We start from the raw sequence: 22,891 nt of genomic DNA on the forward strand, positions 1-22,891 counted from the left end.
GTGAGGTCGAGATCTCGGGGACCGGCGGCGCCGTGCGGTTCCACTGGGGCAAGGACTTCATCTACCGGTCCGCCAACGGTCGCGAGAACTTCGACAAGACCGGCGCAGAGATCGCCGAGGGCGTCGACGTGGGTGTCCGGCGGGAGATCCGCGAGTGGATCGAGGCCATCCAGAACGACACCGCGCCGACCATCCCAGGCGAGGAGGGCATGGCCAACATCGAGCTGTGCCTGGCGATGCTGGCGTCCCATGAGCGGAAGGCGCGGATCGAGCTGCCCTTCAAGGGGTAGGGAATCAGGCCGCTGCCCAGTGCCGGGGGGACTTTGTGCTGGCGGCACATGAGAGGCGAACTCGACGGGGTCCCCGCAAGGAGGACCCCGTCGGCGGTTCTGGGCAGAGAGGCACCGAGGGGCAAGATCAGACGTTTTTGGTCGCCAGAAGGCCAGAGTTTGTGAATTCTCTCACATCGACCCCTTTTGGGGGCTCCAGGGCGTGTATGAGGGGTGGTCAGGGCCTCAATCTATCCCTCAGCTTGCACCTTTCCTCACGAAAGGGCTTGACACCCGCGAAAGACCCCTTAGAATGTAGACGCTATCTTTGGCTTCTGACGGGACCATGCATGACGCACGGGGAGCGATGACCTCTGACGCTTGCCGGCGCCGTTGAAGTCCTCAAGGCCGAGAGCATCTTCGCACCGCCCGGGTGCGACACCCAGGTCGCGGGCTGCTTTGCCGCGGACCTGATGAGCGATGTCTTGGCCTTTGCCCGTCAGGGCTCCCTGCTTCTCACGGGACTTACAACTCACCAGACCATGCGCACGGCCGCGATCAAGCGTTTGATCGCGGTCGTTGTGGTTGAGGGCAAAGAGATCGGCAGCGACATGATTGAGGCTGCCCGTGAGGAATGTACCCCACTCTTCCGCACTCCACTTTCGAAGTATGAAGCTTGCGGCCTGCTGCTGCAGGCCGGACTACGACCCTATCGCAAGGGGGTAGGTGAAGCGGGCTAACCCGGACCTGAGGGCTGAGACGGGGACGACCGGCGATTCGGTGGCCTGGTGACAGGCCTACCAGGGCACAACCGGGCCTCGTGAAGCTGCTTCACCACTCATGGAGGACAAACCGCTGGCACACCATGAGTTCCCGATTCTGGGAAGGGCCTACTTTCTCGGAGGGCGGGCGTCAACCTCAGTGAAGCGTGCCCTGGCGGAGGCCGGGGTCGATGAGGAGACCATCCAGCGGGTCAGCGTCGCCTGTTACGAGGCGGAGATGAACGTGGTGCTGCACGCCCGAACGGGGTACGTCCGGGTCGAGGTCTACCCCACCTGCGTGCGGGTCAGTGTGGTCGACCAGGGCCCCGGAATCGAGAATGTTGACCTGGCGATGAGGCCGGGCTGGTCCTCGGCCTCGGAAGAGGCGCGGGCACTGGGCTTCGGAGCCGGGATGGGGCTGCCCAACATCCGCGAGCATGCCGACGAGATGCAGGTCGAAAGCGCGCCCGGTGAGGGCGTGAGGCTGCATTTGACCTTCACGCGGGGGCGAGAAGCCAAGGCAGACGGATAGGCTTCCGGGAGGCGACCGATGCCGACAGACCAGGCTGTGACTGTGGCAAGAGCCACCGAGGCGCTGTCCCTGCGGGTGGAGGCCGGAGGCGAGCACCTGGAGGCTGCCATCACGGGAGCGCAGGTGTGCGACCTGCTGAGCCACGTGATGGCGCAGGGCAAGCATGGTCACCTGTGGATCACCATCCAGACCCATCCGAACATCATCGCAGTAGCGGCCCTGGCCGGCTTGAGCGGCATCGTGATCGCCAGCGGTTTCGAGCCCGAGGACGACACGGTGATGCGGGCGGAGGACGAGGGCATCCCGCTGCTGATGTCGCCGCAGACGGCCTATGAACTCGCCGGGAAGCTGTATGAGTTGGGGGTCCGGTGAGCCGCAGTTGCCGAGGCATGTGCCGCCATCCTTGAGGAAGACAGCCGCTCCCTAACGGGCGTTGCGCCTGCTGAATGAAGCGATTGGTCGGAGTTGACCTGCACGTACATACGGCCCTGTCGCCCTGCGGCTCGGAGCAGATGCGGCCACCTGCGGTGCTCCTTAGCGCTGAGCGGCGCGGGATAGGGGTCGTCGGAATCGTCGACCACAATACAGCCAGGAACGCGGGGGCGTTTCTGGCGGCCTCGGAGGCTTTTGCGGTTCGTGTGTTCGTTGGGTTGGAAGTGGAGAGTGCGGAGGGCGTGCACCTTCTCGCGCTCTTTGACAGCACGGAATCGGCCCTGGAGTTGGATGCCGCCGTCGCAGCCCACCTGCCTCCCCTGGCCAATCGCCCGGACCTTTTCGGCGAGCAATGGCTCTTGGAGGAGTATGGCGAGGTGATCGGCTGCGATGGACGTCTGCTGGTTACGGCCACAGACTTGAGTATTGATGAGATCGCCAGGATGACCCAGGAGTTGTCGGGCTTCAGCCTTCCTGCGCACATCGATCGCTCTGCGAACGGCCTCCTCCCGGTATTGGGTTTTGTCCCCCCAGACTTGCCGGTCGATCTCTATGAGGTGTCGCGTCACCTGCCACGGTCAGAAGCGCGGGAGCGCTGGCCCCAGCTTCGAGGCTTGCCGCTGGTCGCCAGTTCGGACGCACACTACCTGGAGGACATCGGCCAGGGGGCAATCCTGGTGCCGCAGGAGTTCGCAGACCCAGGGGCAGGTGCGAGGGACTGGGCTCAGGCGCTCGGGCAGTACCTTCTGGAACACGAGGAGGCTTGACCCACCGCCTCGGAGGAGAGCCAGGAGGCCGGGGCTCCAAGTCGAGAGGTCGGAGCGTCCATGAGGGAGATCTCGCTGCACATCCTGGACGTGGCACGCAACAGCATCGAGGCTGGTGCGCAGACGCTCACGGTCTGTGTCACCGAGAACCGCGCTCACGACGAGATGGAGATCCTCATTGAGGACGACGGCTCGGGGATGGACGCCGAGAGGCTGTCGCAGGCGACCGATGCGTTCTTCACGACCAGGACGACCCGTCGCTGGGGACTGGGACTGCCGCTCTTCCAGGCCACCTGTGAGCGGTCCGGCGGGAAGCTGGAGGTAACCTCGGCGCCCGGGAGAGGGACACGGGTACGGGCGTCCCTGCAGCTCTCACACCTGGATCGTCCCCCGCTGGGTGACATGGGCGCGGTGATGCAGGCGCTGGCCCTGGAGCCCGCGCTCCAGCGGGTGACGTACCGGCAGCAGACCGACGGACAGGTGTTTGAGCTGGACACGGGTGACCTGATTGAGGAGCTCGGCACAGGCAGCCTCACCAACCCGGCGGTTCTCACCTGGCTGCGTGAGTATGTGAACGAAGGCGTGGAGGCGACCGGCGCCGTGCAGTGATCACCACTGGAACAGGGGGCTAAGGCTACAGGCCTACGAAGTGCGCAATCTCGAGGGGTTCGCTATCCCAAGCCGAAGGAGGTACGGAAAGGGTGAAGACGCGCGAGGAACTCCAGGCTTTACGTGAGCGTGCGAAGGCTGCGCTCGCGGTTCGGGACAACGAGGGGCAGGCACGAGTTGTCATCGCCATGGGCACCTGCGGGATCGCCGCGGGAGCCCGGGAGGTGATGACTGCCCTGCTGGACGAGTTGGCGCAACGCGGACTTACCAACGTGACGGTGTCGCAGACCGGCTGCAAGGGACTGTGTGACAAGGAGCCGGTGGTGGAGGTCCATAGCCCAGGCTGCCCGGTGGTGACCTACGGGCATGTCACGGGGCCCATCATCCGGCGGATCGTGGCCGACCAGATCGTCAACGGACAGGTCGTCAGGGAGTACGCGATCATGACGGGATCGGAGGCCGGTTAGCCATGGCGGACACCTGCCTGTGTGAACAGAGCTTCCCCAAGATCGACGCCATCGTCGAGCAGAAGGGCGCGGTACCCGACTCACTCATCGAGATTCTGCACGCGGTCCAGGAGGAGATCGGGTATCTGCCGCAGGGCGTCCAGGAGTACATCGCCGAGAAGTTGGACATCCCGGCCGGGACGGTTGAGGGCGTCGTGAGCTTCTACAGCTTCTTCACGACCGTTCCGCGCGGGCGTCACACCATCAAGGTCTGCCAGGGGACCGCCTGCTACGTTCGCGGCGGCAAGCGGGTGCTGGAGACGGTGACCAAGCACTGCGGCTGCGGCGTAGGAGAGACAAGCGAGGACATGCGGTTCAGTCTCCAGGTCGTGCGCTGTGTGGGAGCCTGCGGGCTGTCACCGGTGATGGTGGTCGGTGACGACATCTATGAACGAGTGAGGCCGACCAAGGTTGCAGAGCTGCTTGACAAGTACGAGTGACCTCCGACGGGTCCGACCGAGTGAAGGACAAGTCAGGACAGGAATCGCACGACCAGCCCAGTACCACGGGTGAGCACGAAGGGAGAGGCATCCGATCATGCCTACGTATCGATCGCATGTGCTGGTCTGCGCGGGGGCGAGTTGTGTGTCCTCGGGCTCGCAGGCGGTGGCGGACGCACTGGAGCAGGCCATCACGGACGGCGGGCTTTCCCACGAGGTGAAGGTGGTTCGCACGGGCTGCATGGGCTCGTGTGACCTTGGCCCCGTGGCGGTGGTTTACCCGGAAGGAGTCTTCTACCAGAGGCTCAAGCCGGAGGATATGGCACTCATTGTTCAGGAGCATCTACTGAAGGGGCGGCCGGTGGAGAGGCTGATGTACGTTCCGGCGGCGGGTGAGGAGCCGGTCCTCACCATGGAGAAGATCCCCTTCTTCGCGTACCAGAAGAAGATCGTTCTGCGCAACTGCGGTGAGATCGACCCGGGCAACATCGAGGAGTACATTGCCCGCGACGGCTATGAGGCGCTGGCGCAGGCCGTCACCGAGATGACCCCGCAACAGGTCATCGACACGGTCAAGGCCTCGGGCCTGCGCGGACGTGGCGGCGGCGGCTTCCCCACCGGCCTGAAGTGGGAGCTGACGGCCAAGGCCACGGGCGATCAGAAGTATGTAGTGTGCAACGCGGATGAAGGCGACCCCGGCGCCTTCATGGACCGGAGCGTCCTCGAAGGCGACCCCCACAGCGTCATCGAGGCTATGACGATCGCCGGCTACGCCATCGGCGCGAACAAGGGCTACATCTACGTACGCGCCGAGTACCCGCTGGCCATCCAGAGGCTGTCCGTGGCACTCACCCAGGCTCGCGAGTACGGGCTGCTGGGCGAGGATATCTTCGGCTCGGGACATAGTTTCGACATCGAGCTGCGGATGGGCGCCGGGGCCTTCGTGTGCGGTGAGGAGACCGCGCTGATGGCCTCGATCGAAGGCAAGCGCGGTGAGCCACGGCCACGACCGCCCTTCCCCGCGAACCAGGGGCTATGGCAGAAGCCGACGCTACTGAACAATGTGGAGACCTACGCGAACATCCCGCCGATCCTGCTGAAGGGCGCGGAGTGGTTCGCTTCGATCGGCACGGAGACCAGCAAGGGTACCAAGGTGTTCGCGCTGGCCGGTCACGTGAACAACACCGGTCTGGTAGAGGTGCCGATGGGGACACCCCTGGGCACCATCATCTACGAGATCGGCGGTGGAATCCGCAATGGCCGGAAGTTCAAGGCGGCCCAGAGCGGCGGTCCCTCCGGCGGCTGCATCCCCAGGGAGTTCCTCAATACCCCGGTGGACTATGAAAGCCTCAAAACGCTGGGCTCGATCATGGGCTCCGGCGGGCTCATCGTCATGGACGACACGACCTGCATGGTCGACCTGGCCCGGTTCTTCCTGGACTTCGTGCAGGACGAGTCCTGCGGCAAGTGCCCGCCCTGCCGAATCGGCACCAAGCGGATGCTGGAGATCCTCGAGCGCATCTGCGCCGGCGAGGGTCAGGTGGGCGACATCGAGCTCCTGGAGGACCTTGGCCAGCAGATCAAGCAGACGTCGCTGTGCGGCCTCGGACAGACGGCTCCGAACCCGGTGCTGAGCACCATCGCCTACTTCCGGGAGGAGTACGAGGAGCACATCCGGGACAAGCACTGCCGTGCGGGCACCTGCAGCGAGATCATGAAGGCGCCCTGCGAGCATGCTTGCCCGGCCGGAGTTGACGTGCCTCTGTATGTGAGCCTGATCGCCGAGGGTCGGATCGACGACGCCTACGGCGTGATCCGCGACTCGAACCCCTTCCCGTCAGTGTGCGGCCGGGTCTGCACGGCCTACTGCGAGGCCCAGTGTCGCCGCGGGCAACTCGATGCCCCGGTCTCCGTACGTCTGCTCAAGCGAGCGGCGTCCGATCACCGGACCAGCACCTGGCAACCGACGCTTGAACCGCAGCGGCATCACAAGGTAGCGGTCATCGGCTCGGGCCCGGCGGGACTGACGGCTGCCTACGACCTGGTCCGCAAGGGCTACGAGGTGACGGTGTTCGAGAAGCAGCCGGTGCCGGGCGGCATGATGGCCCTCGGGATTCCGGACTACCGGCTTCCGCAGGATGTACTGCAGCGGGAGATTCAGGACATCCTCGACCTCGGGGTGGAACTGCGGACCGGTACGGCCTTCGGGACCGACGTGACGCTGGAGAGCCTGGAGGCCGATGGCTTCGACGCGGTCTTCCTGGCCGTCGGGTGCCACCAGGGGGTTCCGCTGGACTGCCCGGGTGCTGACGCCGAGGGCGTCATGGATGCTGTGGAGTACCTGCGCAGCATCGCCCTGCGCGAGCCGCTGAAGGTCGGAAAGCGTGTGGCTGTGATCGGCGGCGGCGACACCGCAGTCGACTCTGCCCGGTCCGCTCTGCGGATGGGCGCAGAGCAAGTGCACCTGGTGTACCGCCGGACGAAGGAAGAGATGCCGGCCCATCCCGCTGAGATCGAGGAGGCAGCCCTCGAGGGAGTGATCTTCCACTTCCTCGCCGCGCCGCAAGAAGTGAGGGTGGAGAACGGTCACGTGGCAGGTCTGGTCTGCCAGCAGATGCAGTTGGGCGGCTTCGACCGTAGCGGAAGGCGTCGTCCGGAGCCCGTTGAGGGTGCCTCGGTCGCGCTCGACGTCGACACCATCATCGCCGCGATCGGCCAGCAGCTCAACGGAGACTGCGCCTGCCTGGAGACAGAGCGGGGCAAGATCAGTGCCGACCCGATCACCCTCGCAACGAGCGACCCCAGGGTGTTCGCGGGTGGCGACGCGACCGTGGGACCGATGACCGTGGTCGATGCCATTGCCGACGGCCACCGGGCTGCGCGGGCGATCCACAGCTTCCTCTCGGGCGAGCCGCTCCCGACGCCCAGGAAGCGGGCCAAGACAAAGGTCGGGGCGGACATCATGGCACAGCTCGAGGAGACGGCGGACGAGGAACGGCCACCGGCCGAGGTGCCCCGGATCCCGGATACCTACCGTCGCAGCGGCTTCGCCGAGGTCGAGCTGGGCTACTCGCTTCCGACGGCGTGCCGCGAGGCAGGACGGTGCCTGCACTGCGACTACCTGGTGATCGAGGAGGAAGCGTGACGTCCACGGTGTGGCTGGCAGGACGGTCCTTCATCGTATCGTCCACGTGGGTAGCGCCATGCGTTCCACCAGGTACCGACCGAAAAGGAGAACCCCCATGTCAGACTTCATCATAAGGATCAACGGGCAGGATGTCGCAGCCAGCCCGGGCATGACCGTCCTTGATGCTGCGAAGGCCGCGGGGATCCACATCCCGACGCTGTGCTATCACCCCGACCTTCCGGCGCAGGGAGCCTGTCGCATCTGCCTCGTGGAGATTGAGGGCGAGAGGGTCCTACAGCCCTCCTGCACCTACCCGGTGCGCGAGGGCATGAAGATCCAGACGCACTCGGCAACGGTTCGCAAGGCAAGGCGCACGGTGGTCGAGTTGCTGCTGTCGGACCATCCCTCGGACTGCACCGCCTGCGCACGGAACCGGAACTGCGAGCTCCAGGCACTCGCCGAGGAGCTTGGCATCCGGGAAGTCAGGGTCAAGGCCGAGCCTCATGGCTGGGGCATCGACGACTCCAGCCTGTCGGTAGTGCGAGACCCGGACAAGTGCGTGCTGTGTCGACGGTGCCTGCAGACCTGCTCGATGATCCAGGAGGTCAGTGGCCTGCGCATCTTCGGACGGGGCTACGACAGCATCGTCGGCGCACCCTTCGACACCCCCCTGGGCGAGGCGCTGTGCGTGAACTGCGGGCAGTGCATCAACCGCTGCCCGACGGGAGCGCTGATCGAGAAGACGCAGATTCCGGAGGTGTGGGAGGCGATCGAGGACCCGCACCTGCACACGGTGGTGCAGACGGCTCCGGCTGTGCGCGTGGCTCTCGGTGAGGCCCTGGGCCTTCCGTTAGGGCAGGTCGTGACCGGGAAGCTGACCACGGCGCTGCGGCAGCTCGGCTTCGATGCGGTCTTCGACACCGACTTCACCGCCGACCTGACGATCATGGAGGAGGGCTACGAGCTCATCCACCGGGTCACTGAGGGGGGCGTGCTTCCGCAGTTAACCTCCTGCAGCCCGGGCTGGATCAAGTTCATCGAGTACTTCTACCCGGACCTGCTCCCGAACCTGTCGAGCTGCAAGTCGCCGCAGCAGATGTTCGGGGCTGTGGCAAAGACCTACTACGCCCAGGAGGCGGGGATCGACCCGGCAAACCTGCGCGTGGTGTCGGTCATGCCCTGCACGGCCAAGAAGTTCGAGGCCGCACGTCCGGAGATGTGCGACTCGGGCTACCGGGATGTCGACTACGTGCTCACGACCCGCGAGCTGGCGCAGATGATCAAGGAGAAGGGCATCGACTTCGCCAACCTGCCGGAGAGCGAGTATGACGACCCGCTGGGCGAATCGACGGGCGCTGCCGTCATCTTCGGCGCGACCGGAGGCGTGATGGAAGCAGCACTGCGGACGGCCTACGAGGTGATCAGCGGCGAGAAGCTGGGCAACCTCGACATCAAGGCTGTGCGCGGGATGGAGGGGATCCGCGAGGCCACCATCACCATCGGCGACCTGGAGGTGAAGGCGGCCGTCGCTCACGGACTGGCCAACGCCGCGAAGCTGCTGGACAAGATTCGCGCCGGCGAAGCGGACTACCACTTCGTCGAGGTGATGGCCTGCCCCGGCGGCTGCATCGGTGGTGGCGGTCAGCCCATCCCGACCTCGCTGGAGGTGCGCAAGGCCCGAGCGGGAGCCATCTACCAGGCGGACCAGGACCTGGCGATCCGCCGGTCGCACGAGAATCCGTCGGTGCAGCGGATCTACGAGAGGTTCCTGGGCAAGCCGCTAAGCGAGAAGTCGCACCGCCTGCTGCACACCAAGTACACCCCACGGGCGAGGACGGGACGTTCGGTGCCCGTGACGAGGGGATAGCTCAGATGCCGGCCGTGTCCTGCGCAGGGGCACGGCCGGCACAACACCAGGAGCCATGCGGAGAGGAAGTCCACAGCGTTCCGGGAGGGATCGCGGACCTTCGTAGCCAATAACCAAGACTGACTTCATCCGTGAGGAGATCGATCGAGATGTCCAGCGCGGACAGCGGAAGCGGCACCTGGAGTCGCGAACGGATTGAGCAGACGGCCCACCGCATCTTTGACCCGGCGGCGACGGAGGGGATGCTGGAGAAAGGGGCCACTGCGGAGGCTCAGGAGGTACGCGACCTGCTTCACCAGGCTCGCAGCATGGGCGGGCTATCACCGGCCCAGGCGGCGGTCGTAATCCAGGTAACCGACCCGGCCCTGCGCGAGGAGATCAAGGCGACTGCTCGCCTGCTCCATGAGAAGGCCTACTCACGGCGGATCAACCTGCTGGCCCCCGTGTGCCCTACGAACCGGTGTGTCGATGACTGCCTCTACTGCCCCCTGCGAAGAGCCAACTCACGCCTGAAGCGCAGCGCCCACGGGACGAGGGACCTGCAGCGGGAGGTCGTGGCGCTTCTGGACGAGGGTCACAAGCACGTGATGCTCGTGTTCGGCAATGACCGAAGCGGCCTGCCCTATGTGCGAGACATGGTGTGGTCCACCTACGGGGCACGCTCGGGTATGCGGCAGATACAGCGCGTCGACCTGAACCTGGACCCGGTGCCGGGGGATGACCTGCGGCAGATGAAGGACGCCGCTCCGCTGGGCACCTACCACGTCTTCCAGGAGACCTATCATCCCGCGTCCTACGCCACGCTGCACCCCAGTGGGCCAAAATCTGACTACACCTGGCGTCTCACCTGCCATGACCGGGCACGAGAGAGTGGACTCGATGATGTGGGCCTGGGCGTTCTGCTCGGGGCCCACGACTTCTCCTTTGACGTGGTGGCGATGCTGCAGCACTTCTGCCACCTGGAGGAGGCGTACGGGTTCGGCCCAGTGTCTGTCACGTACCCGCGGATGATCCCCACTCCGACGGCTCCGGCTTCGCTTGAGCCCGAACGGCAGGTGAGCGACGAGGACTTCCAGCACGTGGTGGCGGTGACTCGTCTGGCTCTCCCCTACACGCAGATTGCCCTGTGCACGCCGGCCACGCGAGAGGTGCGTCTGGAGCTGTACCGCCTCGGCATCTCGACGGTGAGTGTGGGCTCGCAGAGCTACCCGGGCGTGTACACCGGGGATGGTGAGCCGGAATCTGCCGGGACTTTGCGAGTGAGTCGCCCGCGGCCTCTGGAGGAACTGGTCTACCGCATGTGCGACGCCGGGATGGTACCGAGCTTCTGCGTGGCCTGCTACGTCAAGCGGCGGAGGCAGAGCGTGAGGACAGAGGGCAGCCCGGTAGAGCGCCTTCAGGAGCGCTGTCAGCCCAATGCCCTCCTGTGCCTCAAAGAGTACCTGATGGACTACGCTTCACCAGCGACTCAGACCGTCGGCGAGCGGGTGATCCAGCAAGAGCTCGCCAGGCTGCCGGAGAAGGCCCGCTCCATGACGCTCGACCTGATGGAGGAGGCCGAGGCAGGGCTACGTGGTCAGACGCTGTAGGAGGTTACGGCGCCAGGGAGTGCAGGGGTGCTCCAGGAGGGACATGAGGCCAGGCTGAGGTGGGCTTTTGGCTGAACAGAGCGCACCGGCAACCGGTGTCGTCACCACGATCGCCGCCAAGTGTCGGCGCTGCTACAACTGCGTGCGCAGTTGCCCGGCCAAGGCAATCCGTGTGCAGGGCGGTCAGGCACAGGTCATGCCGGAGCGATGCATCGGCTGCGGGAACTGCATCCGCGTCTGCGCCCAGGGCGCGAAGCAGGTGCAGTCGGCGCTCCAGACTGTGCTGGGCATGCTGGCGCAGGGCTCGCCGACGGTTGCCATCCTCGCACCTTCCTATCCTGCGGCCTACGAGGGAGTCAGTGCCGGGCAGGTGGTCGGCGCAGCTCGTGCGGTCGGCTTCTCGCGGGTGATGGAGGTCGGCTTCGGTGCAGAGATGGTGGCGAGGGCCTATGCGGACCTGCTACGTCGGCCGCCGAATCATGCGGTGATCGCTACCCCTTGCCCCGCCCTGGTTACCTACATCCAGAAGCACATGCCCGAGCTGTCGCCGAACCTGGCTCCCCTTGTCTCGCCCATGATCGCCCTGGGCCGCGCCATCAAGCAGGAGTACCTGCCGGGGGCGCAGGTGGTGTTCGTCGGCCCCTGCATCGCGAAGAAGGCAGAGCTGGCAGAGCCGACCGTCGCGGGCGCTGTGGATGCGGCACTTACCTTCCTGGAACTCGAGGAGCTGCTGACCCTGCGCGGGGTGGACCTGGCGCAGGCAGTGCCCTCGATGGCCGACGAACCTCTGCCCCACTTCGGAGCGCTGTTCCCGGTGTCAGGCGGGCTCCTGCGTACGGCGGCGGTTCAGGCGGACCTGATGGACGATGCGATCGCCGTGGTCGAGGGGCCGGACCGGTGTCTTGCAGCGCTGCGGGAACTACGGGAGGGGCAGTTCCCGGCACGCTTCGTGGATGCCCTGCTGTGTGAGGGGTGCGTGGCCGGTCCTGCCTATGGCGGCAACACCTCGCCGCTGGCGCGGAAGGCCTTGGTCACGGCTCACGTACGGGAGCTCCAGGCAAAGGCACGGGCAGTGCCTCGGGCCCTCAAGAGCGTGTCGCGGATTGACCTGACACGCACCTTCGAGATGCCGTCAGCGCCGAGCCATGTGCCCAACGAGACGGAGATCCGGGACATCCTGGCCAGCACCAACAAACATGGCCCCGCCGACGAGCTCAACTGCGGCGCCTGTGGGTATGCGACTTGTCGGGATAAGGCCATTGCCGTGCATGAGGGCCTCGCCGAGACCGAGATGTGCCTCCCGTACCTGATCGACCAGTTGCAGGTGAACCTGGAGCGCCTCAGCCGCAGCAAGGAGGAGATCGAGCGCGCCCGGGAAGCCGCCATTCGAGCGGAGCAGTTGGCGTCGATGGGGCGACTGGCATCGGACATCGCCCACGAGCTGAGTAACCCGCTGGGCAAGATCGCTGCCTTCGCGCAGCTCCTGCGCGACAACATGGCGACGGAGGACCCTCGCCGGGAGGACCTGACGACCATCGTTGCCGAGGCCCTGCACTCTCGCGAGGTGCTGGCGAGTCTTGAAGGCTTTGCGCGGCAGCGTGAGCCGCACTTCCAGCAGGTGAACCTGCGCCAGTTGGTGGAGCGAGCCGTCGAGGAGGCCGGTCCGGCCCTGGCGCTGCACGAGGCGGAGCTATCGATCCAGGTTGACCCGGACCTTCCCGAGATTGCCGCCGACGCGGACCTGATGGCACAGGTGCTCGTGCACCTGGTCACCAACAGCCTCGAAGCTCTCGATGGAGTCGGGAAGGTGGAGATCCTCGCACGAGCTTCCGCCGACCGGCAGAGGATTGAGCTGGTGGTGCACGACGATGGCCCGGGGATTGACCCGCACCTGCTGCCAAGGCTGTGTGAGCCTTTCGTCACCACGAAGTCGGACCGGCCTGGTGCAGGGCTGGGACTGGCGGTTGCTCATGGAGTCGTGCAGGCGCACGGTGGGACGCTGGGGATTGCCAGCAAGTTAGGCGTCGGCACCTCTGTGACGCTGCGACTGCCCTCGGATGCGCTACCCACGGCGCCGGTGGAGGCAGTGAAGGTGCTGGTGGTCGATGACGACCCGGACTTCCTCGAGCAGCACCGGATCATGCTCACGGGGATGGGCTTCGAGGTTGTGACGGCGGAGCGAAGTGACGAGGCGATTGAGGTCAGCAACCGGGAGATACCCGATGCTTTCGTGCTGGACCTGATGATGGAGCGGACCGACTCGGGCGCACGGCTTGCGAGAGCCCTGCGTCGTGACCCGCGGTTCCGACGAGCGCCGATTGTGATGCTGACCTCGGTTGTGCGGGATGTGGGTTTCGACTTCTACCGGAACCCGCGCGAGGTGCTGGAGTGGATGAAGGCGGACGCCTGGTTCGACAAGCCTGCGCCGGTGGCCGAGCTTGCGGCAACGATCCAGCGGCTCCTCACCGGCGAGCGGCCTCAGGGGACGACCTCGCAGAAACCGGCGGACAGCAGCGCTGCCCCAGGGGATCGGGCAAGCTGAGCACGCTGGAGGACCTTGCGACCTGGAGGGGATGGCGGACGAACCTTGTGGAGCTGGACGCGGACATCCTGATTGTCGACGACGAGCCCGCGATTCGCAACGGGTGTCGTCGCGTCCTTGCCGCCTGCAAGGCGCGCCTCGAGATCGCAGGCACCGGTGCCGAAGCGATGGAGAAGCTCGGGGCCAAGGACTTTGACGTGGCGATCATCGACCTGATCATGCCCAGCTTCGGCGGCATGGAAGTGCTGGACAGGCTGGCCGAGGCGGACAACCCGGTCGTCCCAATCGTGATCACTGCGCACGCCAGCATCGAGACGGCAGTGGAGGCGATCAAGCGTGGTGCCTTCGACTACCTGCCCAAGCCCTTCGTGCCGCTGGAGCTCATCACGAGGGTCGAGCGAGCGCTGCGGTGGCGGCGACTGCGTCAGGAGGCAGACCGCAGGCTGACCGAGCTGGACACTGAGAAGACGCGGCTCCGGGCAATCGTGGGAAGCCTCGCCGACGGCGTTCTCATCAGCAACTTGCAGGGCGAGGTGGTCCTGTGTAACCGTGCGGCCTGTCAGGCGCTGGGCATCGATGAGTGTCACGGTGAGCCGCGACCCGTGGACAGTGTGGTGCAAGACGAGGTGCTCCGAGGGCTCCTCCGGGAGGCTACGGGGACCGCTAGCGGTGAGGAGGAAGGCGCCGACGGGCCTGCCCTGACGACGCAGCTCACCCAGGGCGATCAGGTCTATATGGCGCGAGTGGTGCCGATTCCGGGAGCCCAGGGACTGCCGCTCGGTGCGGCAACGGTGCTGCGGGATGTTACGCAGATCATGCAACTGGAGCGGGCGAAGTCGCAGTTCATGTCGATGGTGGCTCATGAGCTCAAGACCCCGCTCGCGGCAGTCCAGGGATACCTGCAGGCCATCCTGGTAGCCCAGACCACGAGCCCGGAGAAGGTTCGCGACATCATCACGCGATCGGGAGAGCGCGTGGAGGGCATGACGCAGTTGGTGCGCGATCTGCTGGACCTGTCGCGGGCTGACATGCTTCCCACACGGCACGTGGAGGAGCTGCAGTTGGGTGAAGTCGTGGCCGAGATCCTCGAGCACCAGCAACACTTCGCCGAGGCAACCGGGGTTACGCTTCGGGTCGCTATCCCGAAGGAGCTTCCGGCGCTGCACATGGACCGCGAAGAGCTGGGGCGGATCCTGACGAACCTCGTGAGCAACGCGATCAAGTACAACCTGCCCGGCGGCGAGGTGGTGGTTTCGGCGAAGGCGGAGGCAGCCGGGCTGCACGTGTCGGTGCAGGATACCGGTCTGGGAATTCCACCGGAGGCCTTGCCAAAGTTGGGGCAGGAGTTCTTCCGGGTGAACCTCCCGGATCGTCGCGGGACAGTCGGAACCGGGCTCGGGCTATCGCTGGTGAAGCGGACGGTGCAGTCCTGTGGTGGGGAGCTTGAGGTGCAATCGGAGCTCGGCGCCGGCAGCACCTTCACCGTGCACCTGCCTCGTGCGGTGAACTCCGGGCCTGTTGACGCCGCTGACTCGTGAGTGTTTCGGGCAGCTTGACGTGCCTGCAGAGGCGGGGATAGAATCGACCTCTACTCAGTCCGTTCCCTGAGGCGCGGCCCGGAGGCCGCAATCAGGGTTTTCAGGCCCAAGGGGCCACAAGGGTGGCCCAGTTTCCGGTCAGTTCTCCGTGTCGAGGTGTCGCGATGAAGAATCAGATCGTCTCCAAAGAAGAGATCGCCCCGAATACCTTCCGCTACCAGATCAAGCACCCCAAGATCGCGAAGAAGCGGAAGGCCGGGCAGTTCGTCATTCTGCGTGTGCATGAGGGCGGAGAGCGAGTTCCGCTGACCATCGTGGACTCCGACCCGGAAGCGGGCACGGTGACGCTGATCTTCCAGGCGGTCGGGCACTCCACGCGCGAATTGGCCCAATTGGAAGTTGGCGACCACCTGATGGACCTTGCCGGGCCGCTGGGCAAGCCGACGCACATCGAGAAGTTCGGGACCGTCTGCGTGCTGGGTGGCGGCTACGGGACTGCACCGGTTCTGCCCATCGCCGCGGCACTCAAGGCAGCCGGCAACGACATGATCGGGATTATCGGCGCCCGGAACAAGGACCTGCTCATCCTCGAGAAGGAACTTGGCGCCATCTGCCCGCGCCTCGAAGTGGCCACCGATGACGGCAGCTATGGCCGTCATGGCTTTGTGACCGACGTGCTGAAGAGCATCATCGACGAGGAGAAGGTGAAGGTCGACTTCGTCCTGGCCGTCGGCCCGACGCCGATGATGCGAGCGGTCGCGAACCTGACCCGTGAGTACGGGATCAAGACGATGGTCAGCCTGAACCCGATCATGGTCGACGGCACGGGCATGTGCGGTGGCTGCCGGGTCGAGGTCGGTGGCGAGACCAAGTTCGCCTGCGTTGATGGCCCGGAGTTCGACGCGCACCAGGTCAACTTCGACCTGCTCATGAAGCGGCAGGCCACCTACAAGCCCCAGGAGAAGGCCGCTGCCGACCATGCGTGCAAGATCGGCCTCGACAAGGCCTAAGCCAGGCCTCCGGCCGGTTAAGGGCCCGCCGCCCCTCGCCTAGCGACACGGGCTTACCGCGAGGTGGCCCGACGCGTATCTCACAAGTGTTCCCTGGGAGTCAAGATAAGGACATGGCAACTGCATCCCCGAAACCAAGCAAGGCACCGCGTCAGCCGATGCCCGAACAGACGCCGGAAGACCGCGTAACGAACTTCAACGAGGTTCCCCTGGGGTACAGCCCCGAGACGGCGGTAACCGAGGCGAGCCGGTGCCTGAACTGCAAGAAACCCCACTGCGTGGAAGGCTGCCCGGTGAACGTCGATATCCCTGGGTTCATCGCCCTGGTGCGCGACGGCAAGTTCGCTGAGGCTGCCCGCAAGATCAAGGAGACGAACGTGCTCCCGGCCGTCTGTGGCCGCGTCTGCCCGCAGGAGGACCAGTGCGAGTCCCTGTGCGTGCTGGGCAAGAAGGGTGACTCCGTCGCAGTCGGCAGGCTCGAGCGTTTCGTCGCCGACTGGGAGCGCGAGCGCGGACTCGCACAGAAGCCCGAGGTCGCCAAGCCGACCGGCAAGCGTGTCGCCATCGTCGGCTCCGGCCCGGCCGGTCTCACCTGCGCAGCGGAACTGGCGAAGATGGGCCACGAGGTCACGATCTTCGAGGCGCTGCATGAGATGGGTGGCGTGCTGGTCTACGGCATCCCTGAGTTCCGGCTGCCCAAGCGGATACTGAAGGTCGAGGTCGAGGCGCTCAAGGGCCTGGGCGTCCGCCTTGAGACCAGTTCGGTCATCGGCAAGCTGGACACCGTTGAGGAGCTTATGGAGGAAGAGGGCTTCGACGCGGTGTTTGTGGGTACCGGTGCCGGGCTGCCGATGTTCATGAACATCCCGGGCGAGAACCTGCTCGGTGTGTACTCAGCCAACGAGTTCCTGACCCGGTCGAATCTGATGCGGGCCTATGACTTCAACAACGGCGAGGGCAAGTCCGATACGCCCATAGCCCAGGGCAAGCGCGTGATGGTAACCGGTGGCGGGAACGTCGCGATGGATGCAGCCCGAACCGCCCTCCGACTTGGGGCAGACCATGTGATCCTGTGCTACCGTCGCTCGCGGGAGGAGATGCCGGCCCGCAAAGAGGAGATCCACCACGCCGAGGAGGAGGGCATCGACTTCCACTATCTGACGCTGCCGGTTGAGTTCCTCGGCGATGAGAAGGGACACCTGCGGGCGGCAGTGATCCAGAAGATGGAACTCGGCGAACCGGACGCCAGCGGTCGGCGGCGTCCAGTGCCCATCGAGGGCTCTGAGTACGAAGAGCCGCTTGACGTGGCTGTCATCGCCATCGGTGCCGGGGCGAATCCGCTCATCAGCAGCACCACGCCGGGCCTCGAGACCAATCGTCGCGGCTACATCGTGACCGATGAGCAGACCGGCGCGACGAGTATCCCCGGCGTCTATGCCGGCGGCGACATCGTCACCGGCTCGGCAACCGTTATCCTGGCCATGGGCGCAGGACGGACGGCGGCAAAGGCCATCCATGAGTACCTGACCAGAGACAGCGCCTAGCCGTAGGTTGGCTCGCCCGGTTGGTGCGGTGATCATGGGGCGTCGCCAGGCTTCGCACACTCCGGGGGCGGTCTGCAGGGACCGCCCCCACTTAGCACCAAGAGTCCTGTGCGCCGCCTCCACAAAGGAAGGTGGGCGTTCCATGGACGAGAACTCGGACCTGCAGGCGCTCCTCGATCAGGCCGTCGAAGCCGGTGCCACCGATGCAGCAGTGATCGACCCGGGCTCGGTGGTGACGGCGATCTGGCCACGGCTCAAGTGTCAGTACGGTTGCGGCGGGTATGGCAGTAACTTGTGCTGTCCGCCCTACTCCCCCACTCACACCCAGACACGCGAACTGTTGGACGGCTACCGGCGTGCGATCCTGATCCACTGCAAGTCGGGAGGTGGAGACCTGCGTCCGATTGCGGCCGACCTGGAGCGATCGGCCTTTCTGGCCGGCTTCTACAAGGCCTTCGCCTTCGGCTGCGGCCCCTGCCACCTATGCGACAAGTGCAACATGGAGCACTGCACGAATCCTCGTCAGTCACGACCTGCGCCGGAGGCTTCGGGCATTGATGTCTACGCCACCGCAAGGAGCAACGGCTTCCCCATCGAAGTAGTAACGGACCGATCCTGCGAGCAGAACTACTACACCGTCGTGCTGATCGACTGACGCGCTGGTCGTGGTTGCGCCGACGGACACACCTGAGCTCACGGTCGCTATCCGGTACTCCGACGGGGTGAAGGAAGATGAGCAACGGGACGGAGAAGGCGGTCGGACTTCTGACGATTCCCAATGGTCTGACGGTCGCGCGGCTGGTGCTGCTTCCCGCGGTCATCTGGGGCATCAGTCGCGAGCACGGCTGGGTTGCCTTCGTTGCAATGGCCCTGATCATCGCAACGGACCTGGTGGATGGAAGACTCGCGAGGCGTCTGGGGCAAGCCAGTGAGTTCGGCAAGTCACTGGACAGCACCATCGACTTCACCGTCATCTACTCCCTGTTCATCGCTCTCTGGGCAGCCCGGCATATGCCCACTTACCAGTTTGCCTTCATCTACCTGGCGATGCTGACGATCCTGCTCGCGCAGCTCACCGGCATGGGTGAGGGCGTGGTCAAGACGATCTTCGGGAAGCCAACCGGGGCCCTCCAGTTCCTGTACCTGCTGTTCCTGATCCTATGCGAAGTGCTGCCGAAGACCCCTGGTCTGCACTCGGCGCAACTCGTCTTCTTCGGCGCTGTGGCGCTGATGATCGTGCTCAACACGATCGAGTGCGTGAGCCTGGTCAAGAGGGCGACGGAGACGGCGGTCGGGGAACCTGCCACAGACCCCGGGGCGTTGGAGACTACCGGCGAGGGTGGCGGTGATAGACCGAAAGCACAGGCCCTGGGAGAGATCGACGACACCGAATGATCGTTGAGCGCCTTGAGCTTACACTGGCCCACCTTCCTGAGGACTTTGAGGGCCTGAGAGTGGCAGTGCTGTCGGACTTGCATGCCGGAGCACTCCGCCAGGGCAGCCGACATGTGCTGCAGGCTGTGGAGCTGACGCAGAGCCTGGACCCAGAGCTCATCCTGCTGCTGGGCGACACCTTCGACCGGCCTGCGCACGCCGCCCAGTACCTCGAGTTACTGCGGGGCCTATCGGCACCCCTGGGTGTGTGGACCTGCCTGGGCAACCACGAGCATGGCATCGTGTGGTACACCCGGCTTCTGAGGAGGCCGTGGCCCGGTTCGAGCGTTGCGGAGTGGAGGGAACGCTTCGGGCAACTGGGCATCGGCGTCCTGGTCAATGAGGCCGTGTGTATCGAGGCCAAGGGTGCTCGTCTGTGGCTGGCCGGAGTTGATGATGCCTACAGCGGGCACGATGACCTGGCTGCGACGCTGCAGGGCATAGGGCCGAACGAGTGCGTTGTGGGCATGACCCATTCCCCTGACGTGGTCGATGATCCCCTGTCTGCAAGACTCGACCTGCTGCTTGCCGGCCACACCCACGGAGGGCAGATCCACTGGCCTTTCCTGGGACCCCTGTGGGCGCCCTGTCGTCGGCCAAGGGAGCGTTGCAGCGGCCTCAAACAGGCTAACGGGACACGGTTGTATGTCACTCGCGGGACGGGCGACAGCTTCCCGCTCAGGATGGCCTGCCCCCGTGAGCTAACGCTGCTGCTCCTGAAGGGCGGGGCGGCTCAGGACACCGACTGCGGAGGGAAGGACGTGCCGTGCGGCGAAGGGCAGACCTGAGAAAAGCGGTCTGCGCCGAGGAGAAGTGGCCTTGCAGCGAGGACCGCGAGGGCCAACTAACCTCACCAGGAGGGTTGCCGGATGTCGATACGCTGGGGAGTCATCGGAGCCGGAGGGATCGCTGATCGCCGGACGATTCCGGAGGGGATCATGCCCGCGGGATGCGCGGAGTTGGTGGCTGTTCAGGACGTTGCTGCCGACCGCGTGAAGGCGGTTGCAGAGAAGTACGGTGTGGCCGACTACTACACCCGGGAGGAAGACCTCCTCTCTCGCTCCGACCTGGAGGCCGTGTACATCGCCACACCGACGAACGCCCATGCCCGACAGGTGAAGGCTGCGGCGGCCGCCGGCAAGCACGTTCTGTGTGAGAAGCCGCTGGGGATGACCGAAGAGGAGATCGCGGAGGAGATTCAGGTCTGCCAGGACGCGGGTGTGAAGCTCGGAGTGAACTTCATGATGCGCTTCCACGCCTGCCACGCGCAATTGCGGGAGATGGTGCAGAAGGGCGACCTCGGCAAGCTGGTCTTCGGCCGCGCCGAGCTGACCTGCTGGTACCCGCCGATTCCCGGCGCCTTCCGTCAGGATCCGGTCCTCGGCGGCGGCGGCTCGCTCATCGACATGGGCAACCACTGCATCGACCTGCTCGAGTTCATCTTTGGCCGCGTGTGCGAGGTCAGTTGCTTCACGGGGAATCTGGTGCAGGACTACAAGAGCGAAGACACGGCGCTGGCCATGCTGCGCTTCGAGTCCGGCGCCGTCGGCGTTGTGGATGCGCTGTTCAACGTGCCCGATGCGGCCGCCCGGAATGCGCTGGAAGTCTACGGCAGCAAGGGCAGCGTGACGGCTGTCGGGACCATCGGGCAGGACTCCTCGGGCAGCCTCACGGCGGTCCTGGAGCGCGGTGACAAGGGCTATGATGCGGCCCAGGTGCGCACCGAGGGACCCGCGCAGGAGACGCTCACCCCGGCGGTCGTGAACATGTATCAGGCGCATATCGAGGCCTTCTGTCGGGCGATCGAGGAAGACACTGAGGCGCCCATCGGCGGTGAAGAGGGGCTGTGGAGCCACCGGGTGATCGCTGCCTGCTACGAGGCCGCTCGAACAGGGAAGACGGTGTGTCTCGCGTAGATGAGGTGTTGCGATGGTTGTTGAGTTAGCCTGGTTCCTGGGCAGCGCGTTGGCGGTGATTGGCGCCGGGGTCGTGCTGTCGAGAACCGCAGACTGTATCTCGGAGCGTACGGGGTTTGGCGGGCTGGCTGTCGGCTCGATCCTGCTGGCGGGAGTGACGACGCTACCGGAGATTGTGACGGATGTGTCGGCAGTCCGGATGGGGGCCCTCGACCTCGGGGTCGGGGACATCCTCGGGAGCTGCCTGTTCAACCTGTTCATCCTTGCCCTGATAGACCTCGTGCACGACCGCCGCCACCAGGTGGGAGTGCTGCGACGTGTCGTCGCCGGTCATGAGAAGGCGGCCGCTCTGAGCATCGTACTGCTGGCGACGGCGGCGGTCTTCATCCTGCTGCGCATCCCCACGGCGGTGTTCGGGGTCGGGATCGGCACGTTGCTTCTCGGCGCGATCTACCTGTTCGGGATGCGGGCCGTCCTTCGGGGAGAGGCCGGGCGGATCGAGGAGGTAGAGCCGCCTGCCGAGACCGGGATGAGCCTGCGGGCGGCAATACTGGGGTTCGTACTGGCGGCCTCGGTGGTCGTGCTGGCCGGTCCGCGGCTGGCTCACTCCGCAGAGGCGATCGCTGCGGCAAGTGGGTTCGGGGCGACCTTCTTCGGCACCACCTTCCTGGCGATAGTCACGTCACTTCCCGAGTTGGTCGCCTCGCTGACGGCACTGCGGATTGGCGCACGGGACCTGGCTGTCGGCAATCTCTTCGGCAGCAACGCCTTCAACGTGGCGGTGCTGCTGATCTTCGATGCCGCCTACAGGGAAGGGGCACTTCTCGCCGCAGTGCGACCAAGCCATGTGCTTACGGCGGCCTTTGCGGTGGCACTGACGGCCATGGCGCTGCGAAGCCTGCGCGCCGGACATGATCGCCGGCTGTGGTGGGCCGGCCCTGATGCCCTGGCGATGATGGCCGTCTTCACAGCCGGCCTGGGAGTTCTGTACGTTCTGCGGTGAGATCGCGCCTGGGGGCCGAGGATTGTCGGGTGCGTTGACTCACCCCCAAGGTGGCGGTAGAATTAGCCAAATCGGCTGGAGGCCGCAGCAATTGCCCGCAACCGGCATTATCTTCGACATCAAGAAGTTCGCGGTCCATGATGGCCCCGGCATCCGCACCACGGTTTTCCTGAAGGGTTGCCCGCTGCGCTGTGTCTGGTGTCACAATCCGGAGTCACAGGAGCCCCAACCCGTCCTGGCCCAGTTCCCGCGCAACTGCATCGGCTGCCACAAGTGCATCAACAACTGCCCACAGGGCGCGCTGAGTGTGGGAGCGACGCAGATCATCATCGACCGCGAGCTTTGTGTGGCCTGCGGTCGGTGCGCGCGTGAGTGCTACGCGGAAGCCCTGGTGCTCCACGGCCGCACCGTGTCGGTGGAAGAGGTACTGGCGGACGTAGAGCGAGACCGACCCTTCTATGATAACTCCGGTGGCGGGATGACGCTGTCTGGCGGAGAGCCCCTGGTGCAGGTGGACTTCGCCGAGGCTCTGCTCCGAGGGGCCAAAGAACGCGGGCTTCACACGGCGCTGGATACCTGCGGGCATGTGCCCGGGGAGTACTACGAGCGGGTTTTGCCCCACGTCGACCTGGTGCTCTACGATGTGAAAACGGTCGACGAGGAGATGCACCGTCGGGCGACCGGGCAGGGGAAGGAGCTCATCCTCGACAACCTGCGACGAGTGACCAGTGACGGTGCCGAAGTGATGGTGCGGGTCCCGGTGGTTCCGGGGGTCAATGCGGATCCGCAAAGCATGGAAGCGATCGGGAGGTTCCTCGCCACTCTGGAGGGGCCGCCACCGGTGGAGTTGCTGCGCTACCACCGGCTGGGTGAGGGGAAGTACGCTTCTCTTGGCCGTCCCTGTCCCTTGGAGGTCGAGACGCCGCCCAGCGATGCGCAGATGCAGGAATTGTGCGACGCGGTCGCGAAACACGGCGTGGCGTGTCGGTTTGACGGCTGACAGCA

21 protein-coding genes are annotated in these 22,891 nt (G+C 65.4%); all 21 read left to right on the forward strand.

The window, feature by feature from the left end; genetic code table 11:
- Positions 1–290: Gfo/Idh/MocA family oxidoreductase (locus ABFE16_20610; protein MEN6347705.1), on the forward strand; the 290-nt coding region annotated here is incomplete at its 5' end.
- 452 nt (positions 291–742) lie between these two features.
- On the forward strand, positions 743–1,009 hold the full coding sequence (locus ABFE16_20615) for a transcriptional regulator (protein ID MEN6347706.1): 267 nt from the start codon (positions 743–745) through the stop codon (positions 1,007–1,009).
- A gap of 100 nt (positions 1,010–1,109) precedes the next feature.
- On the forward strand, positions 1,110–1,562 hold the full coding sequence (locus ABFE16_20620; protein ID MEN6347707.1) for an ATP-binding protein: 453 nt from the start codon (positions 1,110–1,112) through the stop codon (positions 1,560–1,562).
- An 18-nt stretch (positions 1,563–1,580) separates the two neighbouring features.
- Complete coding sequence (locus ABFE16_20625) at positions 1,581–1,934, forward strand: DRTGG domain-containing protein (GenBank protein ID MEN6347708.1); 354 nt, start codon at positions 1,581–1,583, stop codon at positions 1,932–1,934.
- A 74-nt stretch (positions 1,935–2,008) separates the two neighbouring features.
- On the forward strand, positions 2,009–2,761 hold the full coding sequence (locus tag ABFE16_20630) for a PHP domain-containing protein (GenBank protein MEN6347709.1): 753 nt from the start codon (positions 2,009–2,011) through the stop codon (positions 2,759–2,761).
- Between the two features lie 60 nt (positions 2,762–2,821).
- Positions 2,822–3,370 carry an ATP-binding protein gene (locus tag ABFE16_20635; protein ID MEN6347710.1) on the forward strand — a complete coding sequence of 183 codons (549 nt, stop codon included), beginning with the start codon at positions 2,822–2,824 and terminating at the stop codon, positions 3,368–3,370.
- Between the two features lie 92 nt (positions 3,371–3,462).
- Positions 3,463–3,837 carry a (2Fe-2S) ferredoxin domain-containing protein gene (locus tag ABFE16_20640; GenBank protein ID MEN6347711.1) on the forward strand — a complete coding sequence of 125 codons (375 nt, stop codon included), beginning with the start codon at positions 3,463–3,465 and terminating at the stop codon, positions 3,835–3,837.
- A gap of 2 nt (positions 3,838–3,839) precedes the next feature.
- The gene (locus tag ABFE16_20645; protein ID MEN6347712.1) at positions 3,840–4,316 is read left to right on the forward strand and encodes an NAD(P)H-dependent oxidoreductase subunit E; all 477 of its coding nucleotides are present in this window, start codon (positions 3,840–3,842) and stop codon (positions 4,314–4,316) included.
- A 97-nt stretch (positions 4,317–4,413) separates the two neighbouring features.
- On the forward strand, positions 4,414–7,461 hold the full coding sequence (gene nuoF / locus ABFE16_20650; GenBank protein MEN6347713.1) for an NADH-quinone oxidoreductase subunit NuoF: 3,048 nt from the start codon (positions 4,414–4,416) through the stop codon (positions 7,459–7,461).
- Positions 7,462–7,558: 97 nt separating this feature from the next.
- The gene (locus ABFE16_20655) at positions 7,559–9,310 is read left to right on the forward strand and encodes an NADH-dependent [FeFe] hydrogenase, group A6 (protein MEN6347714.1); all 1,752 of its coding nucleotides are present in this window, start codon (positions 7,559–7,561) and stop codon (positions 9,308–9,310) included.
- 149 nt (positions 9,311–9,459) lie between these two features.
- A complete protein-coding gene (hydG, locus tag ABFE16_20660; GenBank protein MEN6347715.1) occupies positions 9,460–10,899 on the forward strand; it encodes a [FeFe] hydrogenase H-cluster radical SAM maturase HydG in 1,440 nt (479 codons plus the stop codon).
- A 67-nt stretch (positions 10,900–10,966) separates the two neighbouring features.
- Positions 10,967–13,441: a [Fe-Fe] hydrogenase large subunit C-terminal domain-containing protein gene (locus ABFE16_20665; GenBank protein ID MEN6347716.1), complete on the forward strand. Its 2,475-nt coding sequence runs from the start codon at positions 10,967–10,969 to the stop codon at positions 13,439–13,441.
- 47 nt (positions 13,442–13,488) lie between these two features.
- A complete protein-coding gene (locus tag ABFE16_20670; GenBank protein MEN6347717.1) occupies positions 13,489–14,979 on the forward strand; it encodes an ATP-binding protein in 1,491 nt (496 codons plus the stop codon).
- 164 nt (positions 14,980–15,143) lie between these two features.
- Positions 15,144–15,989: a sulfide/dihydroorotate dehydrogenase-like FAD/NAD-binding protein gene (locus tag ABFE16_20675; protein MEN6347718.1), complete on the forward strand. Its 846-nt coding sequence runs from the start codon at positions 15,144–15,146 to the stop codon at positions 15,987–15,989.
- A gap of 113 nt (positions 15,990–16,102) precedes the next feature.
- Entirely contained in the window at positions 16,103–17,533 is a 1,431-nt protein-coding gene (gene gltA, locus ABFE16_20680) for an NADPH-dependent glutamate synthase (protein ID MEN6347719.1), read from the forward strand.
- A 142-nt stretch (positions 17,534–17,675) separates the two neighbouring features.
- Positions 17,676–18,188 carry a DUF2284 domain-containing protein gene (locus tag ABFE16_20685; GenBank protein MEN6347720.1) on the forward strand — a complete coding sequence of 171 codons (513 nt, stop codon included), beginning with the start codon at positions 17,676–17,678 and terminating at the stop codon, positions 18,186–18,188.
- A gap of 77 nt (positions 18,189–18,265) precedes the next feature.
- Positions 18,266–18,928 carry a CDP-alcohol phosphatidyltransferase family protein gene (locus ABFE16_20690; GenBank protein ID MEN6347721.1) on the forward strand — a complete coding sequence of 221 codons (663 nt, stop codon included), beginning with the start codon at positions 18,266–18,268 and terminating at the stop codon, positions 18,926–18,928.
- Entirely contained in the window at positions 18,925–19,755 is an 831-nt protein-coding gene (locus tag ABFE16_20695; GenBank protein ID MEN6347722.1) for a metallophosphoesterase, read from the forward strand. The genes ABFE16_20690 and ABFE16_20695 overlap by 4 nt, the downstream gene beginning before the upstream one ends.
- 81 nt (positions 19,756–19,836) lie before the next feature.
- Positions 19,837–20,883, forward strand: a complete 1,047-nt coding sequence (locus tag ABFE16_20700; protein ID MEN6347723.1) for a Gfo/Idh/MocA family oxidoreductase — start codon at positions 19,837–19,839, stop codon at positions 20,881–20,883.
- 13 nt (positions 20,884–20,896) lie between these two features.
- A complete protein-coding gene (locus ABFE16_20705) occupies positions 20,897–21,886 on the forward strand; it encodes a sodium:calcium antiporter (GenBank protein MEN6347724.1) in 990 nt (329 codons plus the stop codon).
- 91 nt (positions 21,887–21,977) lie between these two features.
- Positions 21,978–22,886, forward strand: a complete 909-nt coding sequence (locus ABFE16_20710) for a glycyl-radical enzyme activating protein (GenBank protein MEN6347725.1) — start codon at positions 21,978–21,980, stop codon at positions 22,884–22,886.
- The last annotated feature ends 5 nt before the right edge of the window (positions 22,887–22,891 follow it).

It is taken from the genome of Armatimonadia bacterium (assembly GCA_039679385.1).
Classification (GTDB): Bacteria; Armatimonadota; Zipacnadia; order Zipacnadales; family JABUFB01; genus JAJFTQ01.

Bases quoted from the DNA above. Each gene is read 5' to 3' on its own strand.
- ABFE16_20705 (MEN6347724.1), top strand. From the start codon at position 20,897: ATGGTTGTTGAGTTAGCCTGGTTCCTGGGCAGCGCGTTGGCGGTGATT.
- hydG (MEN6347715.1), top strand. From the start codon at position 9,460: ATGTCCAGCGCGGACAGCGGAAGCGGCACCTGGAGTCGCGAACGGATT.
- ABFE16_20625 (MEN6347708.1), top strand. From the start codon at position 1,581: ATGCCGACAGACCAGGCTGTGACTGTGGCAAGAGCCACCGAGGCGCTG.
- ABFE16_20700 (MEN6347723.1), top strand. From the start codon at position 19,837: ATGTCGATACGCTGGGGAGTCATCGGAGCCGGAGGGATCGCTGATCGC.
- ABFE16_20655 (MEN6347714.1), top strand. From the start codon at position 7,559: ATGTCAGACTTCATCATAAGGATCAACGGGCAGGATGTCGCAGCCAGC.
- ABFE16_20630 (MEN6347709.1), top strand. From the start codon at position 2,009: ATGAAGCGATTGGTCGGAGTTGACCTGCACGTACATACGGCCCTGTCG.
- ABFE16_20690 (MEN6347721.1), top strand. From the start codon at position 18,266: ATGAGCAACGGGACGGAGAAGGCGGTCGGACTTCTGACGATTCCCAAT.
- ABFE16_20675 (MEN6347718.1), top strand. From the start codon at position 15,144: ATGAAGAATCAGATCGTCTCCAAAGAAGAGATCGCCCCGAATACCTTC.
- ABFE16_20685 (MEN6347720.1), top strand. From the start codon at position 17,676: ATGGACGAGAACTCGGACCTGCAGGCGCTCCTCGATCAGGCCGTCGAA.
- ABFE16_20645 (MEN6347712.1), top strand. From the start codon at position 3,840: ATGGCGGACACCTGCCTGTGTGAACAGAGCTTCCCCAAGATCGACGCC.
- ABFE16_20635 (MEN6347710.1), top strand. From the start codon at position 2,822: ATGAGGGAGATCTCGCTGCACATCCTGGACGTGGCACGCAACAGCATC.
- ABFE16_20620 (MEN6347707.1), top strand. From the start codon at position 1,110: ATGGAGGACAAACCGCTGGCACACCATGAGTTCCCGATTCTGGGAAGG.
- ABFE16_20615 (MEN6347706.1), top strand. From the start codon at position 743: ATGAGCGATGTCTTGGCCTTTGCCCGTCAGGGCTCCCTGCTTCTCACG.
- nuoF (MEN6347713.1), top strand. From the start codon at position 4,414: ATGCCTACGTATCGATCGCATGTGCTGGTCTGCGCGGGGGCGAGTTGT.
- ABFE16_20695 (MEN6347722.1), top strand. From the start codon at position 18,925: ATGATCGTTGAGCGCCTTGAGCTTACACTGGCCCACCTTCCTGAGGAC.
- gltA (MEN6347719.1), top strand. From the start codon at position 16,103: ATGGCAACTGCATCCCCGAAACCAAGCAAGGCACCGCGTCAGCCGATG.